Here is a 24237-nt window from a genome sequence, read left to right as displayed (position 1 = left end):
AGTGCCTCTCTACGGTACCAGCGTGACGTGACATCTGCTGTCCGGCGGGCCGTCGGGTTCGCGCTGGTCGGGGCCGTGGCGCTCCTCGTGCCCCTCGTCGACGGCGTCGAACCGCCGTGGCTGGCGACGGCGCTCGCGATCGCTCCGTTCGTGGGGATCGCGGCGCTCGCACTGACCGTCGTCGACGACGGTCCGTTGTTCGAGCTGTTCGCCCGGCCGGGCGACCGCGAGGACCACACCCTGTACGGGCTCGCTGGCTTCGCCCTCTCGATCGCCGGGCTCTCGCTGCTCGCCCTCCAGTTCGGGCTCCCGATGTGGGTGTTCGTCGCCAGCGTGTTCGTGCTGGCCGGCGGGAATCTCGGCACGCGGCTGGTCGAGCGCGTGACCGCCGACGCGGTAGCCGCGACTGCCGGGTTCGTGACGGCGGGGTTCCTGGCGGCGACCGCCGGGAGCGCCGTCTCGGCGATGCTGGCCGGCCGACCGCTGACGAGTCAGTTCCTCGCGCTGCTCGCGTTCTACGCGATCAGCGGCGCTCTGCTGGCGGCGCTGCTGCGAGCGGTCCTGTTCGAGCGTGACGACCCGCTGGTGCTGTTCTCGATCGGGCTGTTGCTGTGGCTGTTCTCCGATCTCCCCTTGCACGACGTGACGGCGGGGCGTATCGCCCTCGCGCTGGGCGTGACGGTCGTCCTCGGCTACGTCTCCTACGCGCTCGATACGGCGTCGCTGCCGGGGATGCTCACCGGCGTCTTCCTCGGTCTCCTGACGATCGTCCTCGGTGACTTCCGGTGGTTCGCCATGCTCATCACCTTCTTCGGTCTCGGTGGTCTGGCGACGAAGTTCCGCTACGACGAGAAACTCGATCGCGGCATCGCCGAGGAAAACGAGGGCGCTCGGGGCAGCGGCAACGTCCTCGCCAACTCCATCGTCGCGCTCGTGGCCGTCCTCGCCGCGGCGGCGAGCCCGAGCCACACCGGCATCGATCCGATGTTGCTGCTGTACGCCTTCGCGGGCGCGGTCGCCGCCGCGATGAGCGACACCTTCTCCAGCGAGTTCGGCGGCCTCTACGACAATCCGCGGCTGATCACGACGCTCCGGCGCGTCGAACCCGGCACGGACGGCGGCGTGACCTGGCAGGGTGCCGTCGCCGGGCTGGTCGGCTCGGGCATCGTCGCCGGCATCGCTGGCGGGCTGTTCGCGGACATCGGAGCCGTCGGCGCGCTCGTGATCCTCGGTGCCGGCTTCCTCGGCATGCTGGTCGACAGCTTCCTCGGGGCGACGGTCGAGGGCGAGACGGTCGGCAACCAGAGCGTGAACCTGCTGGCCACGCTGGCGGCGGCGGTGGCCGGCGGACTCGCCTTCCAGCTCGTGCTATGATCCGCGAGGGCCAGCCCGGCGACTGGCCCCGGCTGCGACGCATTCAGGCCGCGACGCTGTCGGACCCGTGGCCGGAGCTACTGGAGCTGTCGCTCGGCGAGCCGTCGCTGGTCCTGGTCCTGACCGTCGACGAACCCATCGGCTACGCGCTCGCCGTCCCCGACGACGAGGTCGCCTACGTCGCGGAGTTCGCGATCGCGCCCGACAGACAGGGCGAGGGCAACGGAAGCCGCCTGATGCGGGCACTGCTGGACCGACTGGCCGAGCACGGAATCGACACGGTACGGCTCACCGCGCGGGCCGACGCCGGGCGCGTCCACGCGTTCTACCGCGGGTTCGGATTCACCGTCGTCGAGGAGATACCGGACCACTACGACGACGCCGACGGTCTGGTGTTCGAGCGGTAACTACAGGTCCTCGATCGTCCGCACGCGGACCGTCGTCGGCTGTTTGACGAACTCGCCGGTCTGTCGGGCGACGATCTCGTCGACGCCCCGCTGGGCAGCCACGTCGAGGAGTCGCTGGGAGAGCGTGTCGTCGAGGACGACCGCCGCCGGGACCGGATCGGCCGCCTCGACGAGCGCGAACGCCTCGGTCGCGGGACCGTCACGGAGAACGCTCGCCTCGTCGTCGAGCAGCCGGACGGTCCCGGTACCTTCGGCGACGACTGCCTGTGCGTGTGCCGCCACCGTCGACGGCGACGCGTCGTCGCTCGCGTCCTGGCCGTCGTCGGGCTCGCCGGGAGAGCGTTCGACGGCGTCCGGCGACGCTTGGCGGCCGGCGCTCTCGCTGTCGGTCTCGGGGGACACTGGTTCGACCGTCTCGGACGGTGCCGACGCCGCGTCGGTGGTCCCGACGTCGGTGTCGACGTCTCGGCCGCCGGAGGTGACCGCACGTGGCTCGTCGGGCTCGTCGGGCTCGTCGGGCTCGTCGGGCTCGTCGGGTTCGTCCTCGGACGCGTCCGGCGTCGCCGCGACCGGGGCCGGGCTTCCCTCGTCGACGGCCTCGTAGGGGACCTTGTCCCGTAGCGCCGCGAGAATCTGTGAGCGCGAGAGGTCCTCGACGCACGTGCCGGCCGGCGCGAAGGCGACGTGATCGACGGCACCGACCTGTGCCAGCTCTTTCAGGATCAGCTCGCCGCCGCGGTCGCCGTCGAGGAACGCGGTGACGGTCCGCTCGCGGCTCAGGTCGGCGATCGCCTCGGGCACGTCCGTCCCCTCGACGGCGACGGCGTTTTTGATCCCGAACTGGAGCAACTGGAGCACGTCGGCTCGCCCCTCGACGACGATGATGGCGTCGCTCTCGGCGACGCGTGGGCCGGCGGGCAGTCCCTCGTACTCGGTGATGTCCGCGACGCGGAGGCGCTGGCGGACCTCTTCGACGATGTCGTGGGAGGTGATCGCCTCGGCCTCGAAGTCCGCGAGCAGCTCCGTGGCTCGTTCGACGACCTCGCGACGCTTCGCGTGCCGGACGTCTTCGAGGTCCGTGACGGTGACGGTCGCACGGCACGGTCCGACCCGCTCGATCGTCTCCAACGACGCCGCGAGGATCGCCGTCTCGACGCGGTCGAGTCCGCTCGCGATCGTGATCTCGCCAAAGGACTGTCCCCCCTCGGAGGTCACTTCGACGTCGACGCGCCCGACTTTCGACCCCTCCTGTAGCTCCCGGAGGTCGAGCTCGTCGCCGAGCAGCCCTTCGGTCTGTCCGAAGACTGCGCCGACGACGTCGTTGCGCTCGACGACGCCGTTCGCGGTAAAGTCTGCGTGGATGAGATATTTCGTAGAGTCCTGCATTCCTGGATTCCAGTTGCCGGGGAATCGACCCCGTATTCGTGTCGAAAAGACGTTCGATTGGCCGCCTGAAATAGCTGCCGACCGGTCCCCGTCGGGCTGTGGGTCGGACTCGTCTACCGGACTGCACCGGAGAGCACGTCCGCGCCGTTTGCCAGCGCCGTCACGGGGTCGTCGGGCTCGTCGTTCTCGAAGACGGCCCACTCGGCGTCGATCTCCCGGGCGGCCGTCGCGACGGCGTCGACGTCGAGGTCGCCCTCGCCCAGCGGGGGGGCGTCCTCGCTGTCGAGGCGAACGTCTTTGAAGTGGACCAGCGAGATGCGGTCGGCGTACTCGTGGAGGAGAGCGACGGGATCTGCGCCCCCGTACAGCGCCCAACCGGCGTCGACCTCGAACATGAGGTCGTCGCTGGACCGTTCGACGAGCAGATCGAAGGCCACGCCCTCGTCGGTCTCGGCGAACTCCTGGTCGTGGTTGTGGTAATGCAACTGTAGCCCGCGGTCCGCGACCGCCCTGGCCAGCTCCGAGAGTCGTTCGGCCGTCGCCTCGACGGCCGCGACCGTCTCGAAGTGTTCCGGATCGAGCCACGGGACGACGATGTCCTCGTAGCCCAGCGCCTCCGCGGTCTCGATCACGCCGTCGAGGTCCGCTTCGAGGGTCTCGATCCCGACGTGTGCGGCGACGGCAGTGAGACCGGCGTCTTCGAGGGCCTCACGGATCTCTGCGGTGGACGCTTCGTCGACGCGATAGGCGAACTCGACGCCGTCGAAGCCGGCGTCACCGACGCGGGCGAGCACGTCGAGGATCGATCCGTCGATCTCGCGGAGCGTGTACAGCTGGATTGCGGTCTGCATGCGTCGGCGTTGCGGACGTGTACCCAAATAGCTACGGCCGCGTTGCGGGGCGGTGTTCAGATAAGAGATAGAGAGTGGCGGAAGTGAAGCACCGAAAGCCCTCGGCCCGCTCGGCGGTTCTGTGGCGGATATCCTCACTACGCTCGGATAGTGCCGCCGCAGAACCGCCGACCGCGCCTCGCCCTTTCATCCGCCAGGTATCGGCTATCTGATCGTCTGAACCCTGGCGGATGAAAGGGCGAGTGCTGCGTGACGGCGGAGCCGTCACGTTATAGCCGGCCGGTTCCACCGGCCGGCCCTTGCGGGAACCCGGACCGCGCAAGCACCTACCGGAGCGCAGCGTGGGTCCCGGGACCGCAACTGCACGAGGGCTTTCGGTGTCTACAAGTCCACTGACGCAGTTGCTTATCTGAACACTACCCGTTGGGCCGAACTCGCGGGTCCCGACCGCCGACCGTCGCCGGCCGTTTCCGACGCCCCCGCGACGGCAGGTCGAACAGAATTCCTCTTCAATTTCCCGAATTGAATAGCCGTTACCTCTATGTTAGTCCAGTTGCAAGCCAGCACAACGATGTGGGACGGTTCGAACTGGACGCGCAGTCGCTTCGAAGCGCTCGGGTGGGCACTCGCGGCGCTCGCAGTGGCGGCACTGGCGGTCCCGTGGTTCCTCTGGCGAGACAGCACCGTCGCTGCCGGGCTGCCGCTGTGGGTGTGGTGGCACGTCGGCTGGATGGGGCTGGCGTCGGTCGCCTTCTACGCGTTCACCCGCTACGGCTGGGGCGTCGGCGTCGAGGCCGAGACGCCGGAGGTGAATCGCGATGGCTGACACGACGATCCAGCTGGGCATCGTCGGCGGCTACATGGTACTGGCGGCGGCCATCGGCGTCGTCGCCTACCGCCTGACCGATCGCACGGCGGAAGACTACTACCTCGCCAGCCGGACATTCGGCACGGTCGTACTCCTGTTCACGACGTTCGCGACGCTGCTGTCGGCCTTTACCTTCTTTGGCGGCCCGAACCTCACCTTCGCGCAGGGACCCGAGTGGCTGCTGGTGATGGGGCTGATGGACGGGATCATCTTCGCCGTCCTCTGGTACGTGCTGGGGTACAAGCAGTGGCTCGTCGGCCAGCGCCACGGCTACGTCACGCTCGGGGAGATGCTGGGCGATCGCTTCGGCTCGCGTCTCCTCCGCGGGCTCGTGGCGGCGATCAGTCTCTTCTGGCTCTTTCCCTACGTGATGCTCCAGCAGAAGGGTGCCGGCCAGGCGGTCGTCGGACTGACCGACGGCGCGGTCCCGTTCTGGGTCGGTGCCGGCGGCATCACGCTCTTTATGATCGTCTACGTCGCCGTCTCGGGGATGCGCGGGGTCGCCTGGACCGACACGCTCCAGGGGATCGTCATGCTCGGGCTGATCTGGGCGGCCGTCGCCTGGATCCTCTCGGCGGTCGGCGGCCCGGCGGCGGCGACGGACCGACTGGCCGAGACCAACCCCGAGTTCCTCGCACTGGGCGGCGGGCTGTACACGCCGGAGTACGTCCTCTCGACGGCGATTTCCATCGCCTTCGGCGTGACGATGTTCCCCCAGATCAACCAGCGCTTCTTCGTCGCTCGCTCCCAGAAAGTGCTCAAGCGGACGCTGGCGCTGTGGCCCGTACTGGTGGTCCTGCTGTTCGTCCCCGCGTTCATGCTCGGCGCGTGGGCCGCCGGCCTGGGCGTCACCGTTCCGGAGAACGGCAACGTGATCCCGGCGGTGCTCAACGAGTACACCGCCGGGTGGTTCACGGCGGCCGTCGTCGCCGCGGCGCTGGCCGCCATGATGTCCTCCAGCGACTCGATGCTGCTCTCGGGCGCCTCCTACCTCACTCGCGACCTCTACCGACCGGTGACCGACCTCGCCGAGGAGGAGCCGACGCTGCCGGACCGCGCGTCGCTGGTGAACCGCGTCCGCCGATCCCTGCTCGCAGTCGCCGTCTCCGTCGGTCGCACGCTTCACTCCGACCGCGACCGCGAGACGCTGCTCGCCCGCGCTGGCGTGGTCGTCTTCGCGACGGTCTCGTTCGTCGCCAGCCTCTACGCGCCGGGAACGCTCGTCCAGATCGGCGACACCGCGTTCGGCGGCTTCGCCCAGCTGGCCCTGCCCGTCATCGTCGCGCTGTACTGGCCCCGGACGACCCGCTGGGGGATGTACGCCGGCGTCGGCGGCTCGCAGCTGTTCTACCTCGCCAGCGTCTTCCTCCCGTTCGTGCCCGGCAGCTACCTCGGTGGCTGGTCGGCCAGCGTCGTCTGCATGGCGCTGGGACTGGTCCTGACCGTCGGCGTCTCGCTCGTGACGAGCGCGTCCCCCGGCGAGGACGCCGGCCTGTACAGCGTCTCGGGTGTCGACGGCGACTGATACTGCCGGCTGTAACTGTTTCAAGATATTCGCGACAATGCGGTCGCGAAATTCTATACAGACTTACAGCCGGCAGTATGATACGGCTTGTTGTAGTTGCGTACCGGCGATCGTCGCCACGGGGTAGACGATCACCGGTACATCGCTACAATAATCCGTACGACACTACCGGTCGTCCGAGACCCATAGGTGAAGATACAAGAGCGTCGAACCCAACTATTCGAGTATGGATTCAACGGACAACGTTGGCGGCCGTGATCGGATCGCACGCGCGCTACTGGCGGTCGTGCTGAGTGTCGCAGCGCTTCGGTCGCTCCGGAACGGCAAGCGACTGCGCGGTCTGCTCGCCGGGATCGGCGCACTGGCCTTCGGATTCAACGCCACGACGAAGTACTGCGGGCTCAACGACGCGCTCGGCATCGACACGACCGGCGACGAGGTCACCGTCGACATCGACGAACTGCGAGGCGAGGACACGGAGACCGTCGTCGAGGACGCGTCCGACGACGGCGGACTCACCTGTGCCGACTGCGGCGAGCCGATCGTCCCCGGCGAGCGTCGCGGCCCCGACGAGGGCGGCGAGATCGTCCACGATCGTTGTCACTGACACTGTCGCGGACGCCTCACCGACGGACAGTCAACGAATTACAGTCGTTCTGTTACTTCGTGCTCACGACCGATAACCGGAGACGGAATTTTTTGTGTTAGCTTTGCTGAATTGCCGAACATGATGTCGTCTCGATCCGGTCGCGCCGTTTCCCCGGTGGTAGCGAACGTCCTGCTGGTCGCAGTCGTCGTTATCCTGGCCGCGACCGTCTCGGTGTTCGCGCTCGGGTTCGCCGAGGAGGCGACCAAGCCGGGACCCGTCGTCGGCCAGTCCAGTGGCACGCTCGAAGCGAACACTGTGGGTGACGGCAACGGCATCGTCCGCCTCACCCACGTCGCAGGCGACCGGATCCCGGTCCCCGAGATGGAGGTCGTCGTCGACGCGACCGACGCCTGCGGCAAGAAGGGGCGGCTCGTGAATCTCCCCGTCGACCGGTACGGCGGTAAGGCGATCGGTCCCGCCAACATCGAGGGCGACGACATCTTCGACGAGCGGTCGTACAACAGCGACGGCACGCCCGACGAGAACGCGATCCACGGATCGGAGTACACGGCCAGCGATCAGATCGCGTTCCGTATTCCCGATACGGACTGTACGATCGAGAAAGCCGAGGAGATCACCGTCCGCGTCGTTCACACGCCGACGGAGTCGGTTCCGATCACGAAGACGTTGACCGCGACGAGCCAGTGACGCTTTGCACCCCGGCGGTCGGTGCCGCACTCTTTCTCATACGGTTTATTGTAGTTGCTTACCGGTGATCGTCGCCACGGAGTAGACGATCACCGGCAAATGGCTACAATAATCCGTATCAGTCACGACGGCGGACCGTCATCTCGACGGGACCGTCTGGACGAAGCGTGATCGAGGGAGCAAACGAGAGGTTGTCGTGTAGCTCGACGATCAGCCGGTGGCGCTCGACGATTCGGAGCAACTCTGCCAGCTCCGCACTCGGCCGGGAGTGAACGAAGACGTACAGATCGTCCCGTGGTCGACGTCGAGGCCCGGAACCAGCGCGTCTTCGCGCTCAGAGGAGGGCGACCCCGGAAACGTGAGTGTCAGATACCGCACACTCTTGCTCGCGGCGGCCCGCAAACGACAGTGTCGACCGCCCCGACACACGCGAGAAGCTACTCTTTTGCCCTCGACACGAGTAGCGGTGGACATGCAGACCCACATCGTCCCGGTCGGGTTCGACTACGACCGGCTCATCGCGCCGCTCGTGCGCGAGCAACTGGACGTGGACCACGTCATTCTATTGGAGGGAGCCGTCGGTAGCGAGGCCAACGTCGAGTACTCCCAGCATCTCGCCGAGAAACTGGAGACGGACTACCAGAACCTGCTGGGGGCGACTACCGAGCGGTTCGTCATCGAGGACGTGTACGACTACGACGCGGCCTTCGAGCAGGCATTCGAGCTGATCAACGCCGAGCTCGACGAGGGCAACGAGGTGTGGGTCAACATCTCCGCGATGCCCCGGACCGTCTCCTTTGCCTTCGCGACGGCGTCGCACTCGATCATGGTCGAACGAGAGGGCGACCGAGACCGCATCCACACGTACTACACCGTCCCCGAGAAGTACCTCGAAACGGAGCTGGCCGAGGAGCTGCGCCGCCAGAACGATCTGCTGGAGGAGCTGAAGGCGGAGGCCGACGGAATCGCGCCGGACGAGGTCGACGAGGACCTCGGTGAGCGCGTCACGGCTCGTCTCGACTCCGCCCGGGATCTACTGGACGAGTTCGACGAGCGCGGGACCACCATCGGAGCCAAGGAGATCGACGGCAGCCACGTCGTCGAGCTCCCAGTCGCCTCCTTCTCGAACGTCAAGCCCTTCGAGGAGGTCATCCTCTTTACGCTCGGCGAACACGGCGAGTTCGAGTCGGTCTCGGAGCTGGCACAGGCGCTGGCCCGCGACATGGGCGAGGAGTACACCGACAGCTTCCGGTCGAAGGTGATCTACAACGTCGACCGACTGGGGCCGGGCGGGAAAGGCTACATCGAGCAGGAGGAACACGGGAAATCCTACCGGACGCGCCTGTCGCGGATCGGGGAGCTGTGGGTGCGCGCCCACGGGGACCGAGAGGACACCTAAACGTCAGGCATCTCCGGGATCTCCGTCAGGGTCGTCTCCGGAAATTGCGGCATCGTCTCGGAGCTGTGTGATACGCTTCTGAATGGACGGATGTCCGTTCGCGAGGTCTTTTTGACGCCCCCTATCCCTTTTCATTATATTGAACTGTGCGAGACGTTCCAGCATGCTGACGACGGTCTCGGGACTCGTCGCGGAGGCTGCGTACGCGTCGGCGGCGTACTCTTGGGCTGTTGTGACCCACCCCAGTGCGTAGAAGCGATAGAAGGCCACGGCGATCAACAGCAACCAGATGCTCGGTACCACCGAGTACGCAGTGAATCCGACGAACCAGTATCCGACCGAGAACAAGATCCGCTTGGGGATGTGATAGCCCCGGAGGTGGCCGATCTCGTGTGCTACTACCGCTCGTATCTGTGCCGAGTCACACTGCTCCAAGAGGTCGTCGGTGACGAAGATCCAGTAGAGACCCGGGAGGCCGGTGAGGTGTCCGTTCATCTGAGGACTGTCGCCGGTTTCGAGCCGATAAACGCCACGGACATCGATGCCCACGTCGTCACAGAGTTCTCTGATATCGGCCGCCACTTCGTCTGTCACCGAGTCGATGCCGTTGGCAAGCACCACCAGGGCCGGTGTTACTCCGGCTCTGACGACGAGCAGGAGGCCGACGAGCAGTGCTCCGACGGCAGGATAATCGACAATCCGAGATGAGAAACTGTACAGGACGACGACGACGAGCCAGTACCAGACTACGGTAATGACGGTCGATTTACTCCACGTGACGAGGACGCGACGACGATCGTACGGAGCGTCGACCAGTCTCCGATAGATCGGAGTGGTCGCCAGCGTCGAACCGAGCCAAGTGACACAGGCGAACGGTGTGAACGCGACGAACCACAGTGTCACTGTCCACCACGTTCCCGATGGACTCGCTGAGAGTATCGATGCGGTCAAGAACTCGATCGGTGCGAACGCACCGAACCATAGTGCTGCCACGAGCGGGACCACAGGTCCATAGAACGCCGCGATACTTCGTGTTTCCCTCACAGAGTGGACGCGCTCGGCAAGCGACTCGTCACAGCCGGCGATCGAACGACCCCATCTTCGGAAGAACAGGTAGGGTACGAGAAACGAGCCGACGAGGAGTCCACAGAGGAGAGCGAGATCGATCGGTCCGACACCGTAGGTGATCCCATCGCCGGACAGCCACGGCCGACCGTCGACACCGTATCGTTCCCGGCCGAACGAGTGTGACTGCTGGGACGCCGGGTGTACCGTCGCGCCCGTCGGCACATCGACGATAACCGTCGACTCCTCGACGGTCAGTCCCCGGATAGTTTCGCTGGTCATCTCTCGCTGGAGAACGCCCGTCTGACGACCGAGATCCGTCTCGATCGTCGTCTCGTAGAGAGGACCACCCTCCACCAGATTACCGTTGATCCGAACAGTCTGCACCGCGTCGACTTCTCTCGTGCGAATATCTATCACCGGTATATCGGCGTCCTCGGCACGTTCTCGCGCCCGTTCGGTGGGTTCGTAGGTCGGGCCGGTCTGGAAGAACAGTGTCACCGTGTCTGATCCAGCGGGGTCGATATCGATGACGACTGCATCTTCGTCTGGAGGACGTATGTCCTCGTCGGCACTGGTTACGAGTGGGCCGGCGCTAAGACACAACAGTAGACAGACGGCGGCGAGGAGAGATCTGTTCGTCATTGTCTCATTCTCTCCTCCTGTATCGTATTTAATTTGTGGAATGTAAAATTCAATGGAGACGACCAGTGGTCTACGGTAGTCGAATAGTCGAACCGATGAGTTCGCTGTGCGTCAGTCTCTCGACGGACTGAAATCACCGTGTTACCGTGCGACACCGCCTCAGGGCCTGGGCACACTACCGAGCGTCAGGACACTACCCAGACACGGCCCCGTTCGAAACCGAAGCCATTAGGAACCGTCTGAGTGTACGATCACAGCAGATGATGCGTCGAGCACCCACTGCGCTCGTTCTCCGGCCCGTAGTAGGGGCGGCTACGCCCCACTAACTCACTCCGCTCGACGCTCGCACCGCTTTCCGATCACGCCGACAGCGACCGACAGAACCCATGAGTGACACACAGGACGCGACCGACGAATCGCCAGCAGAGCAACAGGGGATCGAGGGAGAGTACGATCCCGACGCCGTCGAGCCCCGGTGGCAGGACCACTGGGTCGAAGCGGAGACCTACGCCTACGAGGAGCCCGAATCGGGGGAGACCGTCGACCCGGACACCCGATACAGCATCGACACGCCCCCGCCGACCGTGTCGGGCAACCTCCACATGGGCCACCTCTACCAGTTCACGCTGCAGGACTTCGTGGCCCGCTACCACCGGATGGCCGACGACACCGTCTACTTCCCTTTCGGCTACGACGACAACGGCATCGCCTCCGAGCGCCTGACCGAGCGCGAGAAGGGGATTCGCCACCAGGACTTCGAGCGGCGGGTGTTCCAGGAGAAGTGTCGGGAGGTCTGTGAGACCTACGAGGCCGAGTTCACCGAGGACGTACAGTCGCTCGCGATCTCGGTCGACTGGGACAACACCTACAAGACCATCGAGCCCCGCGTCCAGCGGGTCTCCCAGCTGTCCTTTATCGACCTCTACGAGAAGGGCCGGGAGTACCGCCAGCGCGCGCCGACGATCTGGTGTCCCGACTGCGAGACGGCGATCTCCCAGGTCGAACAGGAGGACGAACACCAGGAGACGCTGTTCAACGACATCGCGTTCCCGCTGGTCGAGGACGGGACGGGACCAGCCGACGACGAGACGCTGACGATCTCGACGACCCGGCCGGAGCTGCTGCCGGCCTGTGTGTCGATTTTCGTCCACCCGGACGACGACGCCAACCAGCACCTCGTCGGCGGCACCGCACGCGTCCCGCTGTTCGGTCACGAGGTGCCCATCATCGAGGACGACCGAGTCGATCTGGAGACCGGCAGCGGCGTCGTCATGTGCTGTACCTTCGGCGACCAGACCGACATCGAGTGGTACCAGGCACACGACCTCCCGCTGCGGATCGCCATCGACGAGTCCGGGACGATGACCGACGTGGCCGGCGACTACCAGGGCCAGAGCACTCGCGACGCGCGCGACGCCATCCTCGCCGATCTCGACGCCGAGGGGTACCTGCTCGAACAGCGCGATCACGACCACACGGTGCAGGTCCACGAGCGCTGTGAGACGGAGGTGGAGTATCTCGTCACCGAGCAGTGGTACGTCGAGATGCTCGACCGGACCGACGAGTACCTCGAAGCGGGCCGCCAGATGGACTGGCACCCCGAGAAGATGTTCAGCCGCTACGAGCACTGGATCGAGGGACTGGAGTGGGACTGGTGTATCTCCCGCCAGCGAGACTCGGGGATCCCGATTCCGGTGTGGTACTGCGAGGACTGCGGGGAGCCGATCCCCGCGAACAAGGCCGACCTCCCCGTCGACCCGCTCTCGGACGAGCCGCCCGTCGACGCCTGCCCCGAGTGTGGCCACGACGACCTGCGGCCGGAAGAAGACGTGTTCGACACGTGGGCGACCTCGTCGCTGACGCCGCTGGTCAACGCCGGGTGGGACTGGGATGCCGAGGCCGAAGCGTTCAGTATGGAGAACCCCGAGCTCTACTCGTTCGACCTGCGCCCACAGGGTCACGACATCATCTCGTTCTGGCTGTTCCACACCGTCGTCAAGTGCTACGAACACACCGGCGAGGTGCCGTTCGACAACGTGATGATCAACGGGATGGTGCTAGACGAGAACCGCGAGGCGATGTCCAAGTCGAAGGGCAACGTCATCCCCCCGAGCGACGTGCTCGAAGAGTTCCCGGTCGACGCGACCCGCTACTGGGCCGCCGGCACCTCCATCGGCGACGATTTCCCGTACAAGGAAGGCGACCTCGAAGCCGGCGAGCGCCTGCTCCAGAAGCTCTGGAACGCCTCGCGGCTGGTCGAACAGCTCGCGCCGGCCCCGGAGGCTGTCGATCCCGTCGACGAGAGCGATCTCGCGCCCATCGACGAGTGGTTCCTCGCCGAACTGGACGCCACGGTCGAGTCGGTGACGGACCGCTTCGAGGCCTACGAGTTCTCGAAGGCGCGAAACGAGCTCCGGTCGTTCTTCTGGAACAGCTTCTGTGACGACTACCTGGAGATCGCGAAACAGCGCCTCTCGGGCGATGGCAGCGCCTCGACGGAGTTCGCGCTGACCCGCGCCCACCGCACCTTCCTCAAGCTGTTCGCGCCGTTCCTCCCCCACATCACCGAGGAACTGTGGGATCGAATCTACCGGACCGACGGTTCCACGGACCGGGCGGGCCTCGCCGGGGGCGACAGCTCCATCCACACGACCGACTGGCCGACCCCCGGCGGCTACGACGCCGACCTCGAAGCCGGCGAGACGGCGATGGAGGTCATCTCCGCGCTGCGGACGTACAAGACGGACAACGGCCTGCCCCTGAACGCGGATCTCGACCACGTCCAGGTGTACGGCCACGTCGAGGGGCTGGCAGACGCCGTCGCCGAGGCCATGCACGTCGCCGATCTCGAACTGCTCGCGGACGCCCCCGACATCACGACGGAGATCAGCGACATCGACCTCGACTACTCGATCGTCGGACCGGAGTACGGCAACCAGGTCGGCGACATCGAGGCCGGCATCGCACAGGGCGACTACGAGATCGAAGACGGTCGACTGCACGTCGCTGGCGTCACCCTCGACGCGGAGATGTTCGAGATCGAGGAAGCCCGCACCTACTCGGGCGACGGCGAGATGATCGAGACCGAGACCGCGGTCGTCATCGTCGGGTAGGCGAGAGCGACGACGGCCGCCTCGCTGGCAGCGTCCCCGCGGTCTGTCAGACGTGTGCCCGGAAAGATTATCCGTTAGCGGACCCCTACGCACACAACAGACGACCGCTGCAGTTGGGTGCTGGGCGGTGGGCAGCCCGCTCGTCGCGGGACGCGGGACACGCGAAAACGGGGTGGTGGTCAGTGTTAGGAGTCCTCAGAACGGTCGCCGTCGTGCTGGTAGTCGCGGGCGTAGTGGTCGGTCTGGCTCCGACGGTCGGTCTCACGACCGCGGGTGCCGATCGGGGCGTCTCGGTGGGCACGGCACCCGACGGCTCGGCACTGATCGCGCTCGAACCGAGCGGAACGACCGTCACGAACCCGAGCGCGACGACGGTCGCGACGCTGCGCAACAACGCCGGTGAGCCACTGGAAACGACCTACAGCGTCTCGGTCGACGGCGACGGGGGCGCGCTCACCGTCGTCACTACCGGGACGACGACGAACCTAGATTCCGGTAGTGGAACGGACATCGCGGTCAAATGCGAGCCGAACGGACAGAGCGGGACGGCCCAGTTGCAGGTCCACGTCACCGAGGCGGCCGGTGACGGGGTGACGATACGGAACGCGTTGCTGACCGTCGACGTGGCGTACGACTGTCCCGGTGGTGGCGGCCAGCCGGGCGATCGGCCGGCGTTCGACGACGCCGACGGTGACGGCGAGTACGACGAGGGCGAACAGACGTACTCTATCGGCGATCTGGAAGATTTCGAGAATCGAAGTGTAAAACTTGTTATCAGAAATGCGGGCACGCTCGATGCCACGGGCCAGCCGATATCGGTAAAGGCGAACACGATCCGAATTCAGAACACGACGCTCGAATCGAACAGACCGATCACTCTGGACGCGGACGGATCCGTAGATCTCAGTTACGCAACCATCGAGAGCAACAAACAGATACAGGTCGACGCCGGTGGACCGCTGAGTGCTAACTATGCACAGTTCCGCTCGAAGAACGAAGGGGTGGCCCTCTCTGCTAAGAGTTCGATAGAGCTTCAATATGCGACGATCGACGCGAAGGGTGCGGCGACGGCGACGCTCAACACCGCGTCCGCTAGTCTATTGGTTAGTGGACTCAGCGTGCAAGACGACGACAATACGCTCGTTTACAGTCCGTCGGACGTGTCCGTCCCCTACAAGCCGAGCCAAGGCAGTGTCGAAGCCGCTTGATCACTCGGCGAACTCCGTTCGATCGAGGGGCTCGGCTGCCGTCCAGTACCGCTCGAAGGTCTCGTCGGCCCACGACAGCACCGCGGGGTCGTCGGCGTCGATCGATGCCTGCAGGACGCCGTTGTCGTCGCGCACGAGCAGATGGACGGTCTCGTCCGCGACGGTGACGGCCAGTGGCAGCTCGTCGCGTGCGAGCCTGATCTCGACGCCGTCCGTCGCGACGAGCGCGAGCAGTCGCTCGCGCAGCGCAGAGTCCTCCGCGAGGGCTTCGATCGCGGTCCGGGAGAACACGCCGCGGAACGTCTGTTGGCCGGCGGCGGTGCGTTCCTGGACGACCGTGAGGCTCTGCTCGTTGAACGCGTGTGAGAAGACACGCACGTCCGCGGCGGTTTCGATCATGTCGAGGACCCGCTGGACGGGCGCGTTGGGGCGGGTCCCGCTGGGAGTCGTAATTGTGGCGTCGGCCAGCCGCCGGAGGTCGAACGTCATCGCGTCCGCCGGGAGGTGTTCGACGATCGGTCGCAGTGCGCGCTCCGTCTCCAGCGTCGACAGCAGGTCGGTAAAGCCCGAGGCGACGAGTTCGCCCGTCGCGGTGGCGACGTAGCCGCCGCTCTCGCGCCGGACCCAGGACCGGTCCTCGAAGTCGCCCAGAATGCGGCCCAGCGTCGCCTGTGACGCGCCGGTCTCGTCGGCCAGTTCTCGGCGGGTGTGGCGCTCGCTCGCGAGCAGGGCGAGCACCGACACTCGGTTCTCGGAGAGCGCGAGAAACTCGATTTCCGACAGCGCAGCCTCCATACGTCACGTTCGCACTCGCCGGTGTAAACCGCTTTCGTAGCGTGAAAGATTTTCACGAGGGTGTCGTCGCCGATCGGGAGCCGGGCCTTGCACAGCGGCTCCGATTTTCGAACGTAGTTCATGCGTTTGCAGACCCTCCGTTCGAGTATGACTCGTCTCGACGCACAGCGATATCGTATCGGCATCGCCGCAGGCTGGGGACCCGACGGGGTGAGCGGCGAGTGAACGGCAGCCGCAGAACGCTCGTGTCGTTCGCGGTCGCGAGCGTCCTCTTCGGGGGGACGTTCGTCGCCGCGAAGGCGGGACTGGACTACTTCCCGCCCCTGCTGTTCGTCGCCCTGCGCTTCGACGTGGCGTCGGTCGTCCTGATCGGCTACGCCGTCGCGACGACGCCCCGCGAGGCACTCCTGCCGCGCACTCGCGGCGACGTGGTGGGCATCGTCGCCACCGGGATCTTCGCCATCGGGCTGACCAACGCGCTGCTGTTCGTCGGCCAGCAGTACGCCACCAGTGCCGTCGGTTCGATCGTCTTCAGCCTCAACCCGATCCTGACGCCGGTGTTCGCGGCAGTCCTGTTGGCCGACGATCGGCTCTCGGCTCGGGGCAGCGCCGGGATGATCCTCGGCCTGCTCGGCGTCGGACTGGTCGTCAGCCCCGACCCGGCGAACCTCCTCGCCGGTGGGTTCGGCAAGGCGATCCTCTTTGCCGGTGCGGTCAGCGGCGCGCTTGGCAGCGTGCTCATCCGCTGGGCCGACGGAGAGCTGTCCAGCAGCGTCCGCACTGCCTGGGGACTCCCCCTCGGTGCCGGCCTCACGCACGCCCTGAGCCGTGCTGCCGGCGAATCCGTCGGCGCGATCACCTGGAGCGGCGAGGCGCTGCTGGCGCTTGGCTACGTCGGGGTCTTCGCCGGTGCGATCGCCTACATCGCCTACTTCGAGCTACTGGACACGGCCGGGCCGATCCGTGCGAACCTCGTGTTCTACGTCGTCCCGGTCGTCGCGACGCTGGGCGGGTGGGCGCTGCTCGACGAGACGATCGCACCGACTGCCGTCGCCGGCTTCCTGACGATCTTCGCCGGCTTCGCCGTGCTCGGAAGCCAGTCCGTCGACGCCACGGCGGTCCGCCGCCGCGTTCCGGGTCTCCGGCCGAACGACCCCCCGGTCCGAACCGAGCCAAACGGCTTCGAGTCCGACTGATACGGACGGCAGTGGCGCTCGGTCTGTGGAGGGTCCCGAGCCGCGCGAAGTGTCGGCCATCGCCACGCGACGTGCGCGAGATCGGCGGCGTCGTCCGTCGCCCCTGCGGTGTGCTACCGCGATTCTAGCAGACAGTTCAGTTACCTATTTCGATGAGGGAGAGATGGTTAGCCGACTATCCGTGCTACATAGACACTCTAACTGTAACTGACGTTCACGACAATTATATCAATTTCACGAAACACTCATGCGTGTACGTCCCCTCTATTCGGCTACGATGAACTGGCAACACCGACGCGACCAGCACCGTGCAGCACAGAAAGAGACCGAAACCCGCAGCGGTACCCGATGGACCTTCGTCGCGGCCGCCGTCGGCGCGGCCTGAGGGGGGCGGCGTTCGCTTCTCGCAGTCTCACTCCGGGGCGGCCTCGCGGCGTTTGCACTTCTCGACCCGCGTCGCCAGTGCGAGGAAGACGGCGACGAACGTCAGCACCACCGCCCAGCCGGCGGCCAGATTGTGGGCCGGGAGCGTGTGGTCGAACCCGCCGACGACGGACTCCGCTCGCAGCCAGGTGTGGTGTGGCCCGCCCAGAACCGGGACGAAGTAGTCCACCACGTCGTTGAAGCCGTACCAGCCCAGTGCGACGGCGACGGCCGACACCGAGAACGACGCGTAGCGGTGGATCAGGAAGGCCTCGACGGCCATCGCCATGTGGCTCAGGATCAGGAACCAGTAGAGCCACAGCGGGACGCCGGCCGGCCCGTTGATCACGAGCTGGACGTAGGGCGTCCACAGCCCGAGCTTCAGGCAGCCGAAGAACGCCAGCATGTGGAGCCAGTCGGCGTCGTAGTCCAGTCGCCAGGCCACGAGCGAGAGCCCGATGAACATCGTCGCGACGGGCGAGTCGGGGATCAGTGGGTAGGCCAGCGCCGGTGCAGCGCCGAGCTGTCCTTCGACCAGGGGCGGCGCGAGGTTCAGCGGCCGACCCGCGTAGTACCAGAACCCAAAGAGCGTCCCGACGAGATTGACCAGCGCGATCGGCCAGGCCAGTCGGAGTCCCAGGTCTTCGAGCCACTCGGGCAGCGGCGCGACGTACCGGGGCAATCTCTCAGTGTCTGGCAACGTCACGCCGAAGTAGCGCCCGACTAGCCGTTCGAGTCGCCGCCCGACGCCGTCGTGCCCAGCCATGTCAGTGCCCTACGGCGGCCGCAAAATAACGGTAGCGGTTGGGTCGGTCGCGCGGGTCGCCGCGATCGACCGGTGGTCCTCCCCCGTGAGGACCGACCGGGAAGCGACGACAACGTTCCGTATCAGGCGGTCCGGTCGCGGTCGTCCGTCTCGTCGGTGTCCTCGTCGAGGCGGTCGTCCGCTTCCGATCCGTCCGCCGTTTCGTCGTCGAGATCGACCGTGTCGCCGGTGTCCTCGTCGAGGAGGTCGTCCAGGTCGTCGCCCGCGCCGACATCGGTGTCGAGCAGGTCGGCGAAGTCGCCCGCGGCTTCGTCCTCGTCCGACGGCGCGCTCCGCGCCGTCGCGCCGTCGGTTCCGTCCCCGTCGTCCTCCCGATCCGCTCGGGCGTCTCCCTCGTCTGTCAGCTCCGATCCGGGGAGGTCGTCGGTGTCGGGAAACGCGGCGGTGTCGGGGATCGCCTCGGTGTCGTCGTCTCCGCCGTCGGACGGGGACGCCGTCGCGTCCTCGGGATCGATGCCCGGGAGGTCGTCGCTGTCGGGGAACGCGTCGCCAGAGAGGGCGGCATCGTCCGCGCCGTCGTCGCCCGACGCATCGGCCTCGCTTTCTGTCGTCGATGTGTCGTCCGCGTCGTCGCCCACCACCTCGTCTCCGGCGTCCGGTTGCCCGTCGGACGCGTCCGCTCGTCGCTCGCTTTCCGACTGGTCGGGCCGGTGGTCCGCTGGTGGGCGGTCGCTCGCCGCGGGTTCCGGGGCTGTCGCGTCCTCGGCGGCCGTCGCCGGTTCGTCGTCCGTCCCGTCGGCCGGCTCCGCGACCGCGCCCTCGGGGGCCGCGGTGGCGGCCTCCAGCTTCCGGAGCGCGTCCGGCGTCGCGATGGCGTAGAGTACGTCGCCAGCCCTGAGGACCCGGTCTCGTGACGGAAGCGGGACGGGCCGCTCGTCGTCGCGTGTGACGGCAGCGACGGTGACCGACAGCGAACCCACGGGGGTCCCGTCGATCGGGGAGCCCGCCGCGACGGTGACCGTGGCGAGGGTCTCGTCTGCGGCCCGGAGGAGGGACGCGAACTCCCGGTCCGGCCGGTCCTGGACCGGCAGCGTCACGAGCTTGTACCGGCTCGTGGGGTCGAGTTTGGGCGTGTCGGCAGCGTCGATGGCGACCGTGACGATCTCGTCGGCGACGCCGCGGAGCTCTCCCGTGAGCACGCGCCGCGGGGGATCGGTCTCCCAGACCTGGACGAGATCGCCCGCGCTGGCGGCGTTTGCCGGGTCGGCCCGGATCGCGACCGCGTTGGTGGCCGGCGGGAGCGTCGGACCGATCCCGGCGGCCCGCGAGCCCAGCGCCAGGTACTCGATGTTGCCGGCCTCGTCGAACTCCACGTCGACGTGGCCGACGCCGTAGTCGGTCTTCAGCCGCGAGACGAACCGCTCGCGCAGCTCCGCCTGCGTGAGCCGCCGCGGGAAGAGGAACGTCCGACCGGCGAGGGTCTCCCGGGTCGCGGCCGCGACCGGATCGTAGCCGACGATGTCGTCGATCTCCTCGGGGATCTCGACGGCGATGACGCGACCGACGGCCTTGACGAGTTCGCTGACCTCGCCGTCGATCCCGTTGCCCCCCGTCGCCGCGAACAGGTCGATCCCGAGTGTGTCGCCGACCCGCATGCCTGCGTACGCCCCGAGGCCGCCGACGAGGAACGTGACGACGTTGAGCAGCGCCACGAGGGCGTCCGGGTCGGCACCGCCCGGCACGAGCTGCTGGGCCAGCAGCGAGGTCGCCCCGGCGACGGCGGCGACGCCGGAGAGCCCGACCAGCAACGCCAGTCCGACCGGCACCCGCTCGCGGACGTACCACCGGTAGAACAGCGCGACCGCCGCCGCGAGGAAGCCGGCGAGCACCGCCGTGCCGGCGATTCGGGCGGTCGTGTCGACGAGGGCCCCCGTCACGCCGCTGACGAGCTGGAGCGTCACGCCACCGCCTCCTCGAAGGCGTCGAGGTCGGCCCGCGTCCCGACGACGAACAGCTGTTCACCGGCCACCAGCTCGGTCGTGTCCTCGGGCGCGATCCGCCAGCCGCCGGGTTTCCTCACGGCGAAGACGGCCACGTCGTAGCGCTCTCGGAGGGCCGCCTCGCCGATCGTCACGCCGTCGAGGGGCTGGCCGCTGTGCGGTGTCACTCGCCGGAACCGCATGTCCGAACGCCGCAGGAGCGAGACGAGTTCGTACTCCCGACGGGTGCCCCGAGATTCGACGACGACTTTCGCCCGGTCGGCACGCAAGAGCGGCTGGGCGTCGGTCCGGCGGACGCCGGCCGTGAGCCGACCCTCGCCGCCGTCGGTAGTCGGTGCCTGAACGGGGGCCGGCAGCTGCTCGCCGTCTTCGACCGTCGGTTGCTCCGGGACGGCGACCGATTCGGAACTCCCTGAGCGAGCGCTGACGACGGTCCCGCGGACCTGTGCGTCGGTCGTCAGCAGCGTCACCTCGTCGCCGCGTGCGAGCCCGGTCGGGAGCAACGCGTCGACCGACACCGCGTGGCGGCCGTCCTCGATCCGCTTCGAGAGCCCGGAGAAGGGCGGCGCTGCGACGACGGTCGCCCGACCGCGTTCGTCGACGGTGACCGACACGTCGCCGAGGTCGAACTCCGTCTTGAGGCGCTCGGCGAGCCGCTGTTCGAGTTCGTCGAGCCGGAGATCTGCCGGGAACGTCCACTCGCCGCCACGGATCTCGGCGCGGAGCGGTTCGGGGAGTGGCGGGTACCCCTCCATGTCTGCCACCTCGCCGACGACGTGGATCCGGACCTCGCCCGCGCCGCCGACGAAGTCGACCACGTCTTTCGAGAGCGTGCGATTCCGGAGCGACGTGAGCGTGAGCCGCTTGGGAAAGTCCGCCCCCATCGAGTCGCCCTTGCTGTGGGCGTACATCGACGCCATGCTGACGACGAGAATCGCGACGACGATCCGCTCGGCGTTCGGACTGGCGGTGATCGACTTGTCGGCCAGCGCGAGCAGCCCGCCGTTGACTCCCGCCAGCGCGATCGCGAGGACGGCGACACCGAAGGCCGGGACGGTCACGCCAGCGAAGTAGCGAAAGGTAAACGCCATCGCCCACGAGACCAGCGCCGGGATGATCCCGACGAGCAACCCCAGATAGATGCCCAGCAGCACTTCGACGGGAAAGGAAGCCATGTCACAGCCCTGTCGCTCCTGTTCTATAGTGGTGTCGGCGCGGGCGGAGAGAAGACAAGCTTTACTCGCGCCGACGCGAGCAACGGAGTATGGACGACGTTCGCGACCTGCTGGGGGTACGCGCGGTGCTCCTGTTGCCGACGCTCGTCGCCGGGCTCTCGTTCGTGACGGGGGTCGCGAACATCAGCGCGCAGCGCGCTTCGGGACCGCTCGCGGAACACCTCCCGACGGTCGTGAGCCAGACGGTCGGGTTCACTGGCGCGCTCACGGGCTTTCTGCTCCTCTTTGCCGTCTCCGGTCTGCGACGACGGTATCGGGCGGGCTGGTACGCGACGGTCCTGTTGCTCCCGCTGACAGCCATCCAGGGGCTGTTGCAGGGCGTCATCGATCTGCCCTACGTCGGCACCGAACTCCCCGTCTCGCTCCCGTTGGTCGTCCTCTCCGTCCTCTCACTGCCCACCGTACTGATCAACCGACGGCTGTTCGACCGGGCGCTCGACGTATCGACGACCCAGCAGGCCGCGGTCGCGGCCCTGATCGGTGGACAGGTGTACATCACCACCGGTACGTACGCGCTGCGCGAGCAGTTCGGCGGCGTCTCGACGCTGACCGACGCGCTGTACTTCGCCATCGTCACTTCGAGTACCGTCGGCTACGGCGACATCTCTCCCGACCCCCAGTCTCAGGCCGCGAAGCTGTTCACCATGTCGGTGGTCGTGCTCGGCACGTCCAGCTTCGCGCTGGCGCTGGGGTCGGTGCTGGGGCCGGCGATCCAGAGCCGCATCACGAAGGCACTCGGAACCATGACCGAATCACAACTCGACTTGCTCGAAGACCACGTACTGGTCCTCGGCTACGGCGACCTGAGCGAACCGATTCTCGACGAACTGTCCGGTGCGGTCGAGTTCGTGGTCGTGACGAACGACCCGGACGACGCCGCGGCGCTCCAGCATCGGGACATCCCGGTGTTGACGGCCGATCCCAGCGACGAGGAGCCGCTGTACCGGGCCGGAATCGAACGCGCCCAGGCGGTGATGGCGGCGACCAACGACGACGCACAGGACGCGCTGGCGATCCTGACGGCCAGACAGCTCAACCCCGGCGTCCGGATCGTCGCCGCCGCGACCGACCGCGAGAACGTCGCGAAGCTCAAGCGAGCGGGCGCGGACGTGGTGATCAGCCCCGCCGCCATCGGGGGTCACCTGCTGGTCGAGTCGGCGCTCGGTGACGAAGACTCCGAGTCCCTCGCGGACCGGATTCTCGACGGCGAGCTCTAGCCGCGGTCGACGATGGCCACGTCGGTGTCCATCTCGGCGATGCTCTCGAAGGTCGGCGGCGCGACGAACCGAGAGGCTGCGCTTCGGTCGCGGCTGGCACCGATGAGGACGAGGTCGTAGGCGGGTGCCGTCCCGCGCAGGAAGGGGACGATCTCCTGTCTGGCGACGCGGGTCTCGATCGGTGCCGCGAACGGGTTCGCGAGGTTCGACAGCATCGACTCGGCGCGTCGCCGGTTGGCCGACGGACCGATACAGGTACAGACGGCGACCTCGCCGGTGGCTCCGGTGAGCCGGATCGCGAAGTCGATCATGCTGTGGGCCACGTCGCTGGCCCGCCGGACGGGGACCAGTGCCCGCTCCCACTGGGTCGTGCCGTCGGCCGAGCGGTGGACCAGTACGTCCACGTCGCTCCGGAACAGCTCGTGGACGAACGGCGCGAGCCGACCGCGGTGCTTGGCGTAGGGCGTGGCGACGAGATCGCAGTTCGTCTCGGTCGCCGTCGCGAGGATCGTCCGACCCAGCGACCCGCTCTCGACGGCCACGACGACCTCACAGGGGACACCGGCGGCCGTCTCGATGCGGTGGGCCCGCGTCTCCAGCCGACCGACCGTGTCCGCGACCGCCGACCGGTCGATGTCGTCCCACAGTCCCGCTTCGGAGTTCGACCCAGCACCCGCCCGGTCACCGGTCTCGGGTTCGTCCAGCAGGTCTCGCTCGGCGCGTGCCAGTCGCTCGTCGTCGACCACGTCGAGCAACACCACCTTGCCCGCGTCGTGCGCGCTGGCGATCTCGCCGCCCAGCATCGCCGTCGCGTCCGCCCGCTCGCCGTACATCGGGACGAGGACGTGATCGTCGCCCTTGACCGACTGGTACAGCACCGTCGCGCGCTGTTCGTAGAACTCCCGCCGCCAGACGACGAAGACGCTCGCGACGAGCAGGCTCGCGACGAAGACGCTCCCGAGGAAGGCCGGTTGCTGGCCCGAGGGGACGAGTAACCCCAGCAGCGCCGTCGAGTACGCCGCCGGCTCTTCGAGGCCGATCGACCACGTGGCCGCACCGACGAGCAACACGGCCAGAGCGGCCGAGACGGCCGTCACCTCCAGTGCCGCCGCCGCGCCGACCACCCGGTTCGAGACGGCCAGACCGACCCAGCCACAGCCCGCGCCGATCGTCAGCCCGCCGACGAACTGCGCGGGGTTCGCGTACTCGCCCTCCGGGTTGGCAAAGAGCGTGTACGCACCCGAAGCCAGCGGCGGGAACAGCAGGAAAGAGAGTGCGTCGAGCGTGTTCGAGAGGTAGGTGACCAGCCCGATCGACAGCGGGACGAAGACCAGCACGGAGAGGTGGACGATCGTCGAAGTCCGCTCCAGCCAGGCGCGAAACGCGTGGCGCTCGCGGCGCTGGAGTTGGCGGACCCGCTCGACGGTCGTCCGAATCGCCCGCCCGAGGCGGTCGCGCATACCGGTC

Annotated in this window: 20 protein-coding genes; 11 read left to right on the top strand and 9 right to left on the bottom strand. The window is 67.2% G+C overall.

The genetic code is table 11. The features are described 5' to 3' along the window. Positions 1–27: 27 nt before the first annotated feature. Complete coding sequence (locus tag HMUK_RS07375; protein ID WP_015762506.1) at positions 28–1374, top strand: DUF92 domain-containing protein; 1347 nt, start codon at positions 28–30, stop codon at positions 1372–1374. Then, complete coding sequence (locus HMUK_RS07370; protein WP_015762505.1) at positions 1371–1781, top strand: GNAT family N-acetyltransferase; 411 nt, start codon at positions 1371–1373, stop codon at positions 1779–1781. The genes HMUK_RS07375 and HMUK_RS07370 overlap by 4 nt, the downstream gene beginning before the upstream one ends. Here the strand turns inward: HMUK_RS07370 and dnaG are convergent, their stop codons facing one another. Further along, complete coding sequence (gene dnaG / locus HMUK_RS07365; RefSeq protein WP_015762504.1) at positions 1782–3167, bottom strand: DNA primase DnaG; 1386 nt, start codon at positions 3165–3167, stop codon at positions 1782–1784. 113 nt (positions 3168–3280) lie between these two features. Beyond that, positions 3281–4018: a sugar phosphate isomerase/epimerase family protein gene (locus HMUK_RS07360; protein WP_015762503.1), complete on the bottom strand. Its 738-nt coding sequence runs from the start codon at positions 4016–4018 to the stop codon at positions 3281–3283. A gap of 571 nt (positions 4019–4589) precedes the next feature. On the opposite strand from HMUK_RS07360, the gene HMUK_RS07355 reads away from it, so the two are divergent. From HMUK_RS07355 to HMUK_RS07340, 4 genes are all read left to right on the top strand, one after another. Further along, positions 4590–4844: a DUF3311 domain-containing protein gene (locus HMUK_RS07355; RefSeq protein WP_049940775.1), complete on the top strand. Its 255-nt coding sequence runs from the start codon at positions 4590–4592 to the stop codon at positions 4842–4844. Further along, positions 4837–6411: a sodium:solute symporter family protein gene (locus HMUK_RS07350; protein ID WP_015762501.1), complete on the top strand. Its 1575-nt coding sequence runs from the start codon at positions 4837–4839 to the stop codon at positions 6409–6411. The genes HMUK_RS07355 and HMUK_RS07350 overlap by 8 nt, the downstream gene beginning before the upstream one ends. Positions 6412–6637: 226 nt before the next feature. Beyond that, a complete protein-coding gene (locus HMUK_RS07345) occupies positions 6638–7018 on the top strand; it encodes a YgaP family membrane protein (protein ID WP_015762500.1) in 381 nt (126 codons plus the stop codon). A gap of 120 nt (positions 7019–7138) precedes the next feature. Further along, complete coding sequence (locus HMUK_RS07340) at positions 7139–7708, top strand: type IV pilin (RefSeq protein WP_015762499.1); 570 nt, start codon at positions 7139–7141, stop codon at positions 7706–7708. A gap of 118 nt (positions 7709–7826) precedes the next feature. Here HMUK_RS07340 and HMUK_RS18010 read toward each other — a convergent pair whose 3' ends face one another. Then, a complete protein-coding gene (locus tag HMUK_RS18010) occupies positions 7827–7949 on the bottom strand; it encodes a hypothetical protein (protein ID WP_262983429.1) in 123 nt (40 codons plus the stop codon). Positions 7950–8180: 231 nt separating this feature from the next. Between HMUK_RS18010 and HMUK_RS07335 the strand changes: the two genes are divergently transcribed. Continuing rightward, positions 8181–9107: an HFX_2341 family transcriptional regulator gene (locus tag HMUK_RS07335; protein ID WP_015762498.1), complete on the top strand. Its 927-nt coding sequence runs from the start codon at positions 8181–8183 to the stop codon at positions 9105–9107. Positions 9108–9110: 3 nt separating this feature from the next. On the opposite strand, the gene HMUK_RS17895 is transcribed toward HMUK_RS07335, so the two are convergent. Further along, entirely contained in the window at positions 9111–10112 is a 1002-nt protein-coding gene (locus tag HMUK_RS17895; RefSeq protein WP_240532183.1) for a M48 family metalloprotease, read from the bottom strand. Between the two features lie 1091 nt (positions 10113–11203). Between HMUK_RS17895 and HMUK_RS07325 the strand changes: the two genes are divergently transcribed. Together HMUK_RS07325 and HMUK_RS07320 are read left to right on the top strand one after the other, a co-directional pair. Next, entirely contained in the window at positions 11204–13930 is a 2727-nt protein-coding gene (locus HMUK_RS07325) for a valine--tRNA ligase (RefSeq protein ID WP_015762496.1), read from the top strand. A gap of 182 nt (positions 13931–14112) precedes the next feature. Beyond that, positions 14113–15138, top strand: a complete 1026-nt coding sequence (locus HMUK_RS07320) for a hypothetical protein (protein WP_015762495.1) — start codon at positions 14113–14115, stop codon at positions 15136–15138. Here the strand turns inward: HMUK_RS07320 and HMUK_RS07315 are convergent, their stop codons facing one another. Further along, positions 15139–15933, bottom strand: a complete 795-nt coding sequence (locus HMUK_RS07315) for a helix-turn-helix transcriptional regulator (protein WP_015762494.1) — start codon at positions 15931–15933, stop codon at positions 15139–15141. Positions 15934–16154: 221 nt separating this feature from the next. On the opposite strand from HMUK_RS07315, the gene HMUK_RS07310 reads away from it, so the two are divergent. Further along, a complete protein-coding gene (locus HMUK_RS07310) occupies positions 16155–17129 on the top strand; it encodes a DMT family transporter (protein ID WP_015762493.1) in 975 nt (324 codons plus the stop codon). A 412-nt stretch (positions 17130–17541) separates the two neighbouring features. Here HMUK_RS07310 and HMUK_RS07305 read toward each other — a convergent pair whose 3' ends face one another. From HMUK_RS07305 to HMUK_RS07295, 3 genes are all read right to left on the bottom strand, one after another. Beyond that, positions 17542–18318, bottom strand: a complete 777-nt coding sequence (locus HMUK_RS07305) for a DUF1405 domain-containing protein (protein WP_015762492.1) — start codon at positions 18316–18318, stop codon at positions 17542–17544. A 122-nt stretch (positions 18319–18440) separates the two neighbouring features. Then, positions 18441–20279, bottom strand: coding sequence for a TrkA C-terminal domain-containing protein (locus tag HMUK_RS07300; protein ID WP_015762491.1), 1839 nt, complete (start codon positions 20277–20279; stop codon positions 18441–18443). Then, positions 20276–21493 carry a potassium channel family protein gene (locus HMUK_RS07295; RefSeq protein ID WP_015762490.1) on the bottom strand — a complete coding sequence of 406 codons (1218 nt, stop codon included), beginning with the start codon at positions 21491–21493 and terminating at the stop codon, positions 20276–20278. Before HMUK_RS07295 ends, HMUK_RS07300 begins: the two co-directional genes overlap by 4 nt. 89 nt (positions 21494–21582) lie before the next feature. On the opposite strand from HMUK_RS07295, the gene HMUK_RS07290 reads away from it, so the two are divergent. After that, the gene (locus HMUK_RS07290; protein ID WP_015762489.1) at positions 21583–22770 is read left to right on the top strand and encodes an NAD-binding protein; all 1188 of its coding nucleotides are present in this window, start codon (positions 21583–21585) and stop codon (positions 22768–22770) included. On the opposite strand, the gene HMUK_RS07285 is transcribed toward HMUK_RS07290, so the two are convergent. Beyond that, entirely contained in the window at positions 22767–24230 is a 1464-nt protein-coding gene (locus tag HMUK_RS07285; protein WP_015762488.1) for an HPP family protein, read from the bottom strand. The two genes, HMUK_RS07290 and HMUK_RS07285, sit on opposite strands and share 4 nt — an antisense overlap. Positions 24231–24237: the final 7 nt, after the last annotated feature.

Origin of the sequence: Halomicrobium mukohataei DSM 12286, assembly GCF_000023965.1 — an archaeon.
Classification (GTDB): Archaea; Halobacteriota; Halobacteria; order Halobacteriales; family Haloarculaceae; genus Halomicrobium; species Halomicrobium mukohataei.
Note: the sequence above shows the minus strand (reverse complement) of the source record. Positions and strands in the feature narration are given on the sequence as shown.